The organism is Methyloversatilis sp. RAC08, from assembly GCF_001713355.1.
GTDB lineage: Bacteria > Pseudomonadota > Gammaproteobacteria > Burkholderiales > Rhodocyclaceae > Methyloversatilis.
Map to the genome: position 1 here is coordinate 2245792 of NZ_CP016448.1, position 12830 is coordinate 2258621.

Consider the following 12830-nt stretch of genomic DNA (forward strand, 5'->3'; position numbering starts at 1 on the left):
TGCATCGCTACCGACCGTCGTCACGGTTCCTGGCGAGATCGGCCATCTGTCGGGTCTGCTCGTCGAGCGCGCGCTGCCGTTCCTGCTCCTGCGCCTTTTCCAGCTGCGCGCGCAACTCGTCGAACTGCTGGTCGAGTTTGGCCTGAAGGGCCTGCTTCTCGTCGGCGCTCTTGTCGGCATGACGCTCGTCGAACTTCTCCTGCAGCGTGGCGAGCTTGCCGTCGAGTTCCTGCTTCTTCTGTTCGTACTTCTCGTCGATGGCTGCGATGGCCGGGTCGACATCCATCCGGACCTGCTGCGACATCGCGAGAATGGCGGCTGGCTGTTCCGGAAAAGCTGCGCCACCGGGCAGCTGATAAATGCCTGTTTCGGCAAGGCTGCGTTCCTGCGGCGCCGCGGGCTGCGGCAGCGGTTCGAGCGCCCGTTCCGCCGGCTGCGGTGCTTCCGGCGCCTGGATTTCCTGCTGCTTCGACGTCAGCACGCCCGCTGCAAGCGCCCCCATCATCAGCATCGCATCCAGCGGACTGGGTGTTTCCGCGGCCTGAAAAGCCTGATCGGTGTTGATGCCCGGTGCGATCTGCACCTCGGTATTCAGCGTCGGAGGCAGATCCGGGTCGATGATCTTCGCCGCGTTCTGAGCCAGATCGGCAAAGTTCTCGATCCGCTTCCGTTCGTCATCGATCCTGACCAGATCATTCAACTCCTGACGGGCAAGTGCCAGGTCCTTCGTCGTCTGTTCGATCTGCGCGTCAACCCGCGCGATCTCGACCGTGATTACCTCCGGCGCGCGTGACGACGGCACGATGTCGTGGCCGGAGTGCGGCGACAGTTCGGCAGCCTGCCGTGCAATCGCAAGTTCGTTCAACAGCACGCCGCGCTGTATCGCCAGACGCTCCAGTTCGAGCCGATAGTCGGGACTGCTCATGGGGTCACTCCGGATGGCTGGCCAACGTGGCCCGGATTCATACGCTGCCCATGCGCGCCTTCAGGTCTTCATTGCGCCACGCATAGTCCTTGCTGACCTTGGCCGGACGCGTCGCCAGACCGAGCACGATCTGCTGTTCGCGGTAGTTGGGGCCGGCCAGTTCCGACGCCTCGACCAGCTTCTTGCGCGAACCATCAAGTGCGTCGACGAAACCGATCTCGTCCGACAGCCGTTCGGCCAGACCGTCGGCGCCGGTCGGGTTCATGAAGATGCGTACCGCGCAGCTGCCCAGCATGCCGTCCGCGTTCTTGTAGGCATTGCGCAACTGTCCCACGCTCTGCGCGAACATCCACAGCCGCAGGCCGTACTTGCGGCCGATGTTGAGTGCCTCGTCGACCGGCGGCATTTCCTTCAGGCGCGGCAACTCGTCGAGCATGATCAGGATCGGTGCCGAACCGCGCGCCGGCACCTTGCCTCCGGTCAGCATGCGGATGTGCTGGCCGATGAACACGCGCAGCAGCGACAGATAGGATTCGACCGCATTCGGCGGCACGACGATGTAGATGGTCGGGTTGCTGCCGCTGCGCAGATCTTCCGGGCTCCAGTCGGAGCGATCGGTGATGCGCGCCACGCGCTCGCCGGTCCATGCGTTGAGGCTGGAACGTGCCGTCTGCAGCACGCTGGAACGCGTCTTCTCCGGCATTTCGCCGAGTGCGGTGGCGGTCTGCATCATGACGCGCACATCCACGGCGATCTTCAGTTCGAGAATCATGGTGTCCCACGCCTCGCCACCGAACATCACGTCAAGCACCGCATGCATCGGACGCTTTTCGGGCGGGTTCTGGTAGCACACGTTGGCGATGGCGGCGCACAGCACGGTGCGCGCCTCGTTCTCCCAGAACGGATCGGCTGCCCCGCTCGGCACGATCATCATGTCGGCCAGCAGGCGGGCATCTTCCCAGATGAATTCCGGTGCACTGCGCACGAAGGCGAGCGGGTTGTAGTGGTGACTCTGGTCCGGTTCGAGTGGGTTGAAACGGAATACCGGCCCGACGTTTTCGGCCCGCCACTTGCTGGTGTTCTCGTAGATGTCGCCCGACACGTCGAGCACGACTGCCGGTCCCGGCCACGCCAGCAGATTCGGAAATACGTTGCACTGCGTCTTGCCCGACCCGGGCGGCGCGATGGTGACCATCGATCCTTCACCGGAATAGGTCAGCGGCGTACCGTCGGCAAACGAGCCGATATACAGCGGGAAACCGCCTGACTCGGCGAATACGGTCTTGCCGATGTCGGCCGGCCGCAACCAGGTGCTGCCGCCGCCGATCAGCTGATCGCTGGCGTCCTGCACGAGCTCGCGGATGCCGGCCGGCAGATCGGGCTTGCCCTTCAGTTCGGCGAGATGGCTCAGGATTTTCGTGATGACGTTGTCGACTGAAAAATGGAGTCGCTCGACGGCATGGTCGAGCGCCTGACGCGGTGTCTTGGCTTCGTTGTTTGCATTGCCCAGATTCCACTGCGACGCGCCGCTGGTCCCCTTGCCCTGCGACCACACGAGCGCAAATCGCCAGCCACGGTAGAGTGCATCCTTGCCGTCGGCCGAACTGTTCAGCAATTCGGCGATGCGCAGGAACTCGCGTTCCTTGTTGTCCATCGCCGCCAGGCTGCGGCTGACGGTTGTCCAGTAGTAAGCGTCCTTCCAGCGGTCGTCCTCGCCCGCGTACTGCCATGTGCAGTAGTGGCTCACTTCAAGCGTCTGCGATCGCTCGGTGAACAAGGCATCGATGACCGGCACGCGCGCCGCATGGGTCGGGCCGAGGCTTTGCAGCCATTGCTCGGCCGCTTCGTCAGCCTTCTTCTTCAGATCCTTTTCCTTCGAGTAGGTCACCTTTTCGGCGCCCTTGGGCTTGAACCACAGCCAGCCGCAGAAACCGAGCACGATGGCGCTGCCGAGGATATCGAGCACCCAGGTCGCGATGACGCCCACGATGATCGCGACGACGTGCTGTCTGAACCACTGCGGCAGGAAGGCGGCGAAGTCCGCCGGCACGGTGGCCGAGTGGGCGCCTGCCAGCGCCTTGCGGTGCCAGAAGAACCCGATCGCTACAAAGCCGGCCAGAAAGATGCCAATGCTGAACAGCCTGAAGAAGAACTCCATGCGTGCTGACTCCCGGTTGATCGGCACTCCGCATCGGGCCGGAAACGGTGACGTGTCCGTTCCGGCGCCGCGTCGTTCTGCGGCGCGCGGATGCACCAGTTTTTTGTATCGAGCTGTCGAACGGGGCTGACCACCCCAAGGGGAGTTTGCGGGTGCTGGCGCGCACGCGCAAGGCTTGCGGCACACGATCGACCGATCGCGAGGCACGATGACAGGTCGCCCGATACGTCAATCGACGTATTGGCGCGCGAACCATCGTTCGCACAATGGACAGTTGATTCCATTCTGCCAGCGAGGATTTCATGCACCACGGAGACATTTCGAGCAGCAAGGACACGGTCGGCGTCGCGGTCGTCAATTACAAGATGCCGCGCCTGCACACCAAGGCCGAAGTACTCGACAACGCACGCAAGATCGCCGACATGCTGATCGGCATGAAGGCCGGCCTGCCGGGTCTCGATCTGGTCATCTTCCCGGAATACAGCACGCACGGGATCATGTATGACTCGAAGGAAATGTATGACACGGCGACCACCGTACCCGGCGACGAGACGGCGATCTTTGCCGACGCCTGCCGCAAGGCCAAGGTGTGGGGCGTTTTTTCTCTGACCGGCGAACAGCACGAGGAACATCCGAACAAGGCGCCGTACAACACGCTCATCCTGATGAACGATCAGGGCGAGGTGGTGCAGAAGTACCGCAAGATCATGCCCTGGGTGCCGATCGAGGGCTGGTACCCGGGCGACTGCACCTATGTGTCCGAAGGCCCGAAGGGCCTGAAGGTCAGCCTGATCATCTGCGACGACGGCAACTACCCGGAAATCTGGCGCGACTGCGCGATGAAGGGCGCCGAACTGATCGTGCGCTGCCAGGGCTACATGTATCCGGCCAAGGAACAGCAGATCATGATTTCGAAGGCCATGGCCTTCGCCAACAACGTCTATGTCGCGGTGTCTAATGCGGCCGGCTTCGATGGCGTGTATTCCTACTTCGGCCACTCGGCCATCATCGGCTTCGACGGCCGCACGCTGGGCGAATGCGGCGAAGAAGAGATGGGTCTGCAGTACGCCGCGCTGTCCAAGAGCCTGATCCGCGACTTCCGCAAGAACGGCCAGTCGGAGAACCATCTGTTCAAGCTGCTGCACCGCGGCTACACCGGCCTGATCAATTCGCGCGAAGGCGACAAGGGCGTGGCGGCCTGCCCGTACGACTTCTACTCGAAGTGGATCAACGATCCGGAAGGCACGCGCAAGGCGGTCGAGGCCTTTACGCGCGACACCGTCGGCACCGAGGAATGTCCGATCGAAGGGCTGCCCAATCCGGCCACCGTCGGCCACAAGTGAACGCGCCCGCGACCGCCGACCTGCGGCGGGCGGACGGTGCGGCGGGCGCGGGCCCGCTGGCAGACTGGCGCGTCGCCGACGAGCCGTATTACTCGGCCGCTGGCGACGAAGTCGAGGCCTTCGAGGCAGCGCATGCGCGGCACCTGCCGGTCATGCTCAAGGGCCCGACCGGCTGCGGCAAGACACGCTTCGTCGAGTACATGGCGTGGAAGCTCGGCCTGCCGCTTATCACGGTCGCCTGCCACGAAGACCTGACCGCCGGCGACCTGATCGGGCGCTTCCTGCTCGACGCCTCAGGCACGCGCTGGCAGGACGGCCCGCTGACGCGCGCGGTGCGCTGCGGCGCGATCTGCTATCTCGATGAGGTGGTCGAAGCGCGCGCCGACACCACCGTGCTCATCCATCCGCTGACCGATGCGCGGCGCCAGTTGCCGCTGGCCGCGACCGGCGAACTGCTGCACGCGCACCCTGATTTCCGGCTGGTCGTGTCGTACAACCCGGGCTATCACGGCGTGCACAAGACGCTCAAGCCGTCGACCCGGCAGCGCTTCACCGCGCTCGAATTCGGCTACCCGGACGCGGCGCACGAATGCGCCATCGTCATGCACGAAAGCGGCATCGACGAAGCCACCGCGCGCCAGCTGGTGGCGCTCGCCGAGCGCACGCGCCGGCTGGCCGGCGACGCACTCGACGAAGGTGCCAGTACGCGCATGCTGATCCATGCCGGCGCGCTGATCGCGCAGGGCCTGTCGGCACGTTCCGCCTGCCGGCAGGCCGTGGCCGGCCCGCTGACCGACGACCGCGAAGTCGCGGCGGCGCTGATCGCGGCCATCGATGCCTGCTTCGCCTGAACCCGCCGGCACGCGAGCGCTGTCGCTGTATCTGCGCGCGCTGTGGGATGTGGCGCCCCGGCTGACCACGTTGCCGGCCGCCAATGACGTGGCGCGCCCGATACTCGGCATCGAAGGCAGCCGGCCGGTGCTGCATCTGCCGGCGCTCGGCGATGACGCGCTGCAGCGCGCCCGCGCGGCGCACGCCGCGGCACACCTGAGTTTCGGTGGCGAACCCTTCGAGCGCGCGCGGCTGAAGCCGGTGCAACGCGCCCTGCTCGAAATTCTGGAAGATGCGCGCGTCGAATGGCTGGCCATGCAGGCGCTGCCCGGTCTGCGCCGTCTGTGGGCGCCGCATCACGTCGCCGACGCGAGCTGGGGCAACGGTGCAGAGGCCCTGCTGGCGCGTCTTTCACACTGCCTGTTCGATCCTGCGCATGAGGATGGCCACGCCTGGATGGCGAAAGTGCGCGGCCTGTTCTTCACGCCGCAGGGCGGGCTCGCGCTCGAAACACCGGCACAGCTGCGCGAGGCCGCGTCACGGCTCGGCAATGACGTCGGCCAGATGCGGCTGCGCCTGAACCCCGGCGGCTGGCAGGTCGAACCTGTCGCTTACCGGGATGACAATCACCATCTATGGGTGCGCGACGAAAAACTGCCGCCGTCGGCCACGCCACTGGAGCAGGAACTGCCGGATGCGGACGGTGCGTCGGGCGATGACGACGCCGATACGACCTTCGAACGCCCGCCGCCGCAAGGCACACCGGGCAGCGACGCCGGCGACGCGGCCGCGAGCGTGCTGCAGATCGAATCGGCGCTGCGCACCGTGACCTATCCGGAATGGGATCGCCTGATCGGCCGCGCCCGCCCGGACTGGTGCACCGTGATCGAAACACCGGCACCGCGGGCGCGGACATCCGCCGTGCGCGCCGGACTTGAACGCCACCTCGCGCGCACGGTGCGCCTGCTGCAGGCGGCGGCCGTGTCGGATCGCCGGCCGACACAGGGGCGCAGCAAGGACGGCGATCTGCTGCACACCGGCGCGCTGATCGATGCCGGCATCGCGCGGCGCGCCGGACACGAGCCGGAGCGCCGGCTGTACCGCGACAGCGCGGCCCGCGTCGAGGTGATCGACGTGCTGCTTTTGATCGATACGTCGGCGTCAACCGCGCTTACGTTGCCGTCAGGGCGCACCGTGCTGGAGGCGCTGCGCGAGGCGGCGTTGCTCGCCGCCGCGGCACTGGAAGCCACCGGACATCGCTGCACGGTTCAAGCCTTCGCATCCGACACGCGCCACAGAGTGCGCGTGCAGCGCGTCAAGGATCGCGAGGAAATGGCCTGCGACGAGGCCGTGCTGGCGCGTGCCGGCGGGCTGGTCAGCGCCGGCTCGACCCGCATGGGCGCTGCGCTGCGCCACGCCACGGCACAGCTGCCGGCACGGTCGCGCAGCCTCATCCTGCTGCTGACCGACGGCGAGCCGCACGACGTCGACATCCATGATCCGCGCTACCTGACCGAAGACCTGGCGCACGCGCTCGCCGACGCGCGCCGCGCGGGCATTGCGGTCGCCTGCCTGCACAGCGCGCCCGATGGCGCCTCGTCGGCGTTGCGCCGGGTGTTCCACTCCGGCAGCTACGTTGCGCTGCCCGGCGCCGCGCGACTGGCGCAGACGCTTCTGATGCAGATGCAGGCTGCACGAGGCAAGTCCTGAAGCGCAGCCCCTTGCATCTCAGCCATTGGCCGCCTGGAAGTGGTCGATGAACACGCGCAGCCGTGCCGGCATCTGCGCGCGGCTCGGAAAATACAGATGGAAGGCGGACAGCGGCATTTCGAAGCGTTCGAGCACGCGCACCAGCCGGCCGCCAGCCAGATCGGCGGCGACCAGCGATTCGAGCGATTGCGCCAGCCCGAAGCCGCGGCAGGCGAGGTCGATTTCCGCATCGGCGTCATTCACGATGAAGCGGCCGCCAACCTCGACTTCGAGCGTGCGGTCGTCGCGCTGGAACACCCAGCGCGCGGTGCGCCCGCTCGACAGGTAGCGGTAGCGCACGCACTCGTGTGCGGCGAGGTCTTCCGGCGTGCGCGGTGCCGGGCGCCGGGCGAGGTAATCCGGTGCGGCGACGGTGATCATGCGTTGTGCCCCGCCGATGCGTACCGCCACCATGTCGGCTTCGATGCTTTCGCCCAGCCGCATGCCGGCGTCGAAGCGCGCGGCGACGATGTCGGCCAGCCCGTCGTCGAGCGCGAATTCGAGCCCGACCTCGGGGTGGCGCACCGCGAAGCTGGCCAGATGCGGCGCGATCAGCAGGCCGTAGGCGACGCGCGGCATGTTGATGCGCACTGTGCCCGTGGCCTGGCCGCGCGATTGCGCCAGCAGTTCGAGCGCACTGCCCAGTTCGTCCAGACCCACGCGCACGCCGTCGTAGAAGCGTTCGCCCTCCTCGGTCAGCGCGACGCGGCGCGTGGTGCGGGTGAGCAGGCGCACGCCCAGCCGCTGTTCCAGCCCGCGTACCGACTGCGACAGCGCCGACGCCGACACGCCCAGTTCGGCCGCCGCGCGCGAAAAACTGACGTGCCGTGCGACGCATTCGAAGGCGGTCAGCGCGGGCAGGATGGCTGCGTCTATCTTTAAGTCTGGCTTCATAGGTCTTGCAAGATTAACCAGTCGACCTAATAAAACAAAGCGGATACCGTGCAGTCCATTGCATACCGCTGCGTCATTCGCGTGCGTCTGCGGCGCAGCGCTGCCGCTGCTGCTGCCTTTCCCGGAGGATTCCCATGGCAAAGATCAACCTGAATGGCCGCGACGTTGCGGTCGACCTGCCCGACGACACCCCGCTGCTGTGGGCGCTGCGCGACGGCCTCGACATGACCGGCACCAAGTACGGCTGCGGCATCGCCATGTGCGGCGCCTGTACGGTGCATGTCGATGGCCAGCCGACGCGTTCCTGTGTCACGCCGTTGTCGGCCGTCGCCGGCAAGAAGATCACCACCATCGAAGCGGTCGGCGAAGCGAAGGTTGGGGCCGCCGTGCAGGCCGCCTGGCAGAAGCTGGACGTGGTGCAGTGCGGCTACTGCCAGTCCGGCCAGATCATGTCGGCCACTGCGCTGCTGGCGAGCAACCCTAAGCCGAGCGACGCCGACATCGACGCCGCGATGAGCGGCAACGTGTGTCGCTGCGCCACCTATGTCCGCATCCGTGCGGCCATCCACGAAGCCGCCAAGACACTGGCTTGAGGAGCGCACCCATGAACTTCAGGATAGAAAATGCATTCCAGACGACCCGCCGCGGTTTTCTGAAGGGCGGTGCCGGTCTGGCGCTGGCCATCGTCACGCCGGTCATGGCTGACACCCCCGCAGCAGGTCCCGGTCTGGCCGGCAGCACCATGGTCGACGGCGAGTTCTCGCCCAGTGCCTTCATCCGCATCGGCACCGACGGCACGGTGACCATCGTGTCCAAGCACCTCGAAATGGGTCAGGGCGTCTACACCGGGCTTGCCACGCTGGTGGCCGAAGAGCTGGACGCCGACTGGTCGAAGGTGAAGGTCGAAGGCGCGCCGGCGGATGCCAAACGCTACAACAACCTGTTCTGGGGTCCGGCACAGGGCACCGGCGGCAGCACCGCCATCGCCAATTCGTTCGAACAGATGCGTCGCGCCGGCGCCACCGCGCGCGCCATGCTGGTGGCGGCAGCCGCGGAGCAGTGGAAAGTGCCGGCCAGCCAGATCAGCGTGAAGGCGGGCGTCGTGTCGCACGCGGCCAGCGGAAAGAAGGCCGGCTTCGGCGAACTGGCGGAAGCCGCCGGCAAGCAGACGGTGCCGGCCGAGGTGACATTGAAGGACCCGAAGGATTTCACGCTGATCGGTCGCTCGGCACCGCGCGTCGACAGCGTGTCCAAGACCACCGGTCGCGCCGTGTTCACGCAGGACGTGAAGCTGCCCGGCATGCTGACCGCCGTGGTCGCCCACCCGCCGCGCTTCGGCGGCAAGGTCGCGTCGGTCGACGACAAGGCGGCGCGCGCCATCCCGGGCGTGACCGACGTGGTCACGATTCCGAATGGCGTTGCCGTGCTGGCGAAGGATTTCTGGAGCGCGAAGAAGGGCCGCGACGCGCTGAAGATCGAGTGGGACGAATCCGCCGCCTACCGCGGCAGCAGCGACGCCATCGTCGCCCGCTACCGCGAACTGGCGCAGACGCCGGGTCTGGCCGCACGCAAGGACGGCGACGCCGAAGCGGCGCTCGGCGCGGCCGGCAAGGTGATCGAGGCGGAATTCGCCTTCCCTTTCCTGGCCCACGCGTCGATGGAACCGCTGAACTGCGTCATGAAGCTCGACGCCGCCGGCTGCGAAGTGTGGAACGGCGAACAGCTGCACACCGGCGACCAGTTCGCGCTGGCCAAGATGTTCGGCCTGAAGCTCGAGCAGGTGAAGCTCAACATGGTGTATGCCGGCGGCAGTTTCGGCCGACGCGCCAATCCGCAGTCGGACTACCTGCTCGAAACCGCGCAGATCGTGCAGGCCATCAAGGGCCGCGCGCCGGTCAAGCTGGTATGGACACGCGAGGACGACACGCGCGGCGGCTACTACCGGCCGATCTACCTGCACCGCGTGCGCGCAGCGCTCGACGCCAAGGGCATGCCGGTCGCCTGGCAGCAGCGCATCGTCGGCCAGTCGATCGCCGCCGGTTCGCCGTTCGAAGGCATGCTGGTTAAGGAAGGCATCGACATGCTGTCGGTCGAGGGTGCGTCCACGCTGCCCTATGCCATTCCGAACCTGAATGTCGACCTGCACACCACCAATGCCGAAGTGAAGGTGCCGGTGCAGTGGTGGCGTTCGGTCGGTTCGACCCACACCGGTTTCGCGACCGAAGTGTTCATCGACGAACTGGCCGGCGCCGCCGGCAAGGACCCGGTGGCCTACCGCATGGCCCTGCTCGACAAGCATCCGCGCCATGCCGGCGTGCTGAAGCTGGCGGCCGACAAGGCCGGCTGGGACAAGCCGCTGGCGCCGTCGAAGGATGGCGCGAAGCGCGGCCGCGGCGTGGCGGTGCATGAATCGTTCGCCAGCTTCGTCGCCCAGGTGGTCGAGGTGACGGTGCAGAAGGACGGCACGTTCAAGGTCGACCGCGTGGTGTGCGCGGTCGATTGCGGCATCGCGGTCAATCCGGACGTGATCGCCGCGCAGATGGAAGGTGGCATCGGCTACGCGCTGTCGGCCGCGCTGACCGGATCGATCACGCTGAAGGACGGCGTGGTCGAACAGTCGAACTTCAGCGATCACCCGGTGCTGCGCATCAACGAAATGCCGAAGGTCGAGGTGCATATCGTGAAGTCGGCCGCCAAGCCCACCGGGGTCGGCGAGCCGGGTGTGCCGCCGCTGGCGCCGGCGCTGGTGAACGCGCTGCACGCCGCCACCGGCAAGCGCATCCGCACGCTACCGATCGGTGAACAGTTGCAGACGGCATAGGCGGGGGAAGTGGCATGTTGGGCATCGCTGCGCTCACCCCAACCTACGGCCTGGACAGTGCGAAGTGCAAGGTAGGTTGGGGTGAGCGCAGCGATGCCCAACACCACGGCCACGGCAAGACGCACGAAACGTAGGTTGGAGTGAGCGCAGCGATGCCCAGCACCACGACCAACGGCAAGACGCACGAAACGTAGGTTGGGGTGAGCGCAGCGATGCCCAACATCACCCCCGACAGGAAAGGTCCGGATAAACCATGGACAGTCTCGATCTCGAAGTTCTGACCCGCGCGCGCGACTGGCTGCGCGCCGGTCATCGCGTCATGCTGGCCACCGTGGTGCGCACCTGGGGTTCGTCGCCGCGCCCGCCCGGTGCACTGCTGGCACTGCGCGACGACGGCCGGGCGGTGGGTTCGGTGTCCGGCGGCTGCATCGAGGACGACCTCATATTCCGGCTGCGGCGTGACGGTCTGCCAGCCGCGGCCCACGTCGTGAGCTATGGCGTCAGCGCCGACGAGGCGCGGCGCTTCGGTCTGCCGTGCGGTGGCACGCTGCAGCTGGTGCTGGAACCGCTGACCGACGCCGCGGCGCTCGACGAACTGCTGACCCGACTGGGACGCGGCGATCTGCTGACGCGCCGGCTCGATCTGGCCAGCGGTCGCGCCACGCTGCACGCCGGACACGCCGATCAGTCGCTGCATTTCGACGGCCACATGCTGATCAGCGTGTTCGGCCCGCGCTACCGGCTGCTGCTGATCGGTGCCGGCCAACTGTCGGCCAGCCTGGCGCGCATCGCGCAGTCGCTCGATTTCGCGGTCACCGTGTGCGACCCGCGCGAGGAATACAGCGACGAATGGGCGGTGCCCGGCAGCACGCTGTCGCGCGACATGCCGGACGATCTGGTGATCGCCATGCGGCCGGATGCCCGCATGGCGGTCATCGCGCTGACGCACGACCCGAAGCTGGATGACCTGGCGCTGATGGAGGCACTGAAGACGCCCGCCTTCTACGTCGCCGCCCTCGGTTCGCGCCGCAACAATGATGCGCGGCGCGAGCGGCTGAAGGAATTCGACGTCAGCGACGCACAGCTCGATCGTCTGCGCGGCCCGGCCGGTCTGTACATCGGCAGTCGCACGCCAGCCGAAATCGCGGTGTCGATCGCGGCCGAACTGGTGGCGATGAAGAACGGCGCCGCTGCCGACACGTTATTGAACGTGCGCGACGCCAAGTCCGCACTCGACATCGCCGCGGACACGCTGTCGTCGTGCGCGGCGGGTCGTCACTGAGTTCCGCTCCGATGGGCGCGCGCAGGCCCGGTATCCGGCCCCCCGTCACGACGCTCTCCCCTCCGCTGCGCGCCGGGCTGGCTGACGCGCCGCGGTCTGGGCGTGCCCGTCGGACGCGGAACATCCACTGATGCAGGGCATCCTGCTCGCCGCGGGCTACGGCCGGCGCTTCGACCCGAGTGGCCAGACCAGCAAGTTGCTGGCGCGGCTGCCCGATGGTCGGTCCGTCGCTGCGCAGGCGGCGCGCACGCTGTGCGCGGTGCTGCCCGGCAGCATTGCGGTGATCCGGCCGGGTCAGATGGAACTGGCGGCGCAGCTGCGCGACGCCGGCTGCCACCTTCTCGACAGCAGTGAAGCCGAAGCCGGCATGGGCAGCGCGCTGGCCCATGCGGTGCGCGACACGCGGGGCGCCGATGGCTGGCTCGTCGCGCTGGCCGACATGCCCTGGGTGCCTGCCACCGCCATCCGCGCCGTGGCCGCCGCCATCGACACCCCGGACCGCATCGCCGCTGCGGCATTCGATGGCCAACGCGGTCACCCGGTCGCCTTCGGTGCGCATTGGGCGCAGGAGCTGTCCACCCTCAGCGGCGACCGCGGCGCCCGCGACCTGCTGCGCGGCACCGACCTGCTGCTGATCGACACCGGCACTCCCGACGTGCTGCGCGACATCGACCTGCCCTCGGATCTGCCACCGCCTGCCTGAACGCGCGCCCGGACGACCTGCGCGCCGTGCGGTGCATATCGCCACCCCGTTGGTGAGCAAGCGTTAAATGCCTGCTGGGCCATGACTTCAGCCGGTGAAATCCGCTCAAGAAGACGAAACGCCG

10 protein-coding genes are annotated in these 12830 nt (G+C 67.1%); 7 read left to right on the forward strand and 3 right to left on the reverse strand.

Going from position 1 to position 12830, the window contains the following annotated elements; all coding sequences use genetic code 11:
• Positions 1–7 precede the first annotated feature (7 nt).
• Both BSY238_RS10405 and BSY238_RS10410 read right to left on the reverse strand, forming a co-directional pair.
• A complete protein-coding gene (locus BSY238_RS10405) occupies positions 8–925 on the reverse strand; it encodes a hypothetical protein (protein WP_069039079.1) in 918 nt (305 codons plus the stop codon).
• Between the two features lie 37 nt (positions 926–962).
• Entirely contained in the window at positions 963–3083 is a 2121-nt protein-coding gene (locus BSY238_RS10410) for a type IV secretory system conjugative DNA transfer family protein (protein ID WP_069039080.1), read from the reverse strand.
• 302 nt (positions 3084–3385) lie between these two features.
• Here BSY238_RS10410 and BSY238_RS10415 point away from each other — a divergent pair, with 302 nt between their 5' ends.
• The 3 genes from BSY238_RS10415 to BSY238_RS10425 are packed head-to-tail and all read left to right on the forward strand — an operon-like array spanning position 3386 to position 6967.
• Positions 3386–4426 (forward strand): aliphatic amidase, encoded by a 1041-nt coding sequence (locus tag BSY238_RS10415; RefSeq protein WP_069039081.1) that lies wholly within the window; start codon positions 3386–3388, stop codon positions 4424–4426.
• Positions 4423–5277 carry a CbbQ/NirQ/NorQ/GpvN family protein gene (locus tag BSY238_RS10420; RefSeq protein ID WP_442922948.1) on the forward strand — a complete coding sequence of 285 codons (855 nt, stop codon included), beginning with the start codon at positions 4423–4425 and terminating at the stop codon, positions 5275–5277. Before BSY238_RS10415 ends, BSY238_RS10420 begins: the two co-directional genes overlap by 4 nt.
• On the forward strand, positions 5261–6967 hold the full coding sequence (locus BSY238_RS10425) for a nitric oxide reductase activation protein NorD (RefSeq protein ID WP_069039083.1): 1707 nt from the start codon (positions 5261–5263) through the stop codon (positions 6965–6967). The genes BSY238_RS10420 and BSY238_RS10425 overlap by 17 nt, the downstream gene beginning before the upstream one ends.
• Before the next feature lie 18 nt (positions 6968–6985).
• Here BSY238_RS10425 and BSY238_RS10430 read toward each other — a convergent pair whose 3' ends face one another.
• On the reverse strand, positions 6986–7900 hold the full coding sequence (locus BSY238_RS10430; protein ID WP_069039084.1) for a LysR family transcriptional regulator: 915 nt from the start codon (positions 7898–7900) through the stop codon (positions 6986–6988).
• A 134-nt stretch (positions 7901–8034) separates the two neighbouring features.
• Between BSY238_RS10430 and BSY238_RS10435 the strand changes: the two genes are divergently transcribed.
• From BSY238_RS10435 to BSY238_RS10450, 4 genes are all read left to right on the forward strand, one after another.
• A complete protein-coding gene (locus BSY238_RS10435; RefSeq protein ID WP_069039085.1) occupies positions 8035–8493 on the forward strand; it encodes a (2Fe-2S)-binding protein in 459 nt (152 codons plus the stop codon).
• An 11-nt stretch (positions 8494–8504) separates the two neighbouring features.
• Positions 8505–10721, forward strand: coding sequence for a xanthine dehydrogenase family protein molybdopterin-binding subunit (locus tag BSY238_RS10440; protein WP_069039086.1), 2217 nt, complete (start codon positions 8505–8507; stop codon positions 10719–10721).
• 253 nt (positions 10722–10974) lie between these two features.
• Positions 10975–12003, forward strand: a complete 1029-nt coding sequence (locus tag BSY238_RS10445; protein ID WP_069039087.1) for an XdhC family protein — start codon at positions 10975–10977, stop codon at positions 12001–12003.
• A gap of 130 nt (positions 12004–12133) precedes the next feature.
• Complete coding sequence (locus BSY238_RS10450; protein WP_069039088.1) at positions 12134–12706, forward strand: nucleotidyltransferase family protein; 573 nt, start codon at positions 12134–12136, stop codon at positions 12704–12706.
• The last annotated feature ends 124 nt before the right edge of the window (positions 12707–12830 follow it).

Excerpts from the sequence above, each read along its gene's own strand:
- BSY238_RS10405 (WP_069039079.1), bottom strand. The coding sequence starts at position 925 with ATGAGCAGTCCCGACTATCGGCTCGAACTGGAGCGTCTGGCGATACAG.
- BSY238_RS10410 (WP_069039080.1), bottom strand. The coding sequence starts at position 3,083 with ATGGAGTTCTTCTTCAGGCTGTTCAGCATTGGCATCTTTCTGGCCGGC.
- BSY238_RS10415 (WP_069039081.1), top strand. The coding sequence starts at position 3,386 with ATGCACCACGGAGACATTTCGAGCAGCAAGGACACGGTCGGCGTCGCG.
- BSY238_RS10425 (WP_069039083.1), top strand. The coding sequence starts at position 5,261 with ATGCCTGCTTCGCCTGAACCCGCCGGCACGCGAGCGCTGTCGCTGTAT.
- BSY238_RS10430 (WP_069039084.1), bottom strand. The coding sequence starts at position 7,900 with ATGAAGCCAGACTTAAAGATAGACGCAGCCATCCTGCCCGCGCTGACC.
- BSY238_RS10435 (WP_069039085.1), top strand. The coding sequence starts at position 8,035 with ATGGCAAAGATCAACCTGAATGGCCGCGACGTTGCGGTCGACCTGCCC.
- BSY238_RS10440 (WP_069039086.1), top strand. The coding sequence starts at position 8,505 with ATGAACTTCAGGATAGAAAATGCATTCCAGACGACCCGCCGCGGTTTT.
- BSY238_RS10445 (WP_069039087.1), top strand. The coding sequence starts at position 10,975 with ATGGACAGTCTCGATCTCGAAGTTCTGACCCGCGCGCGCGACTGGCTG.
- BSY238_RS10450 (WP_069039088.1), top strand. The coding sequence starts at position 12,134 with ATGCAGGGCATCCTGCTCGCCGCGGGCTACGGCCGGCGCTTCGACCCG.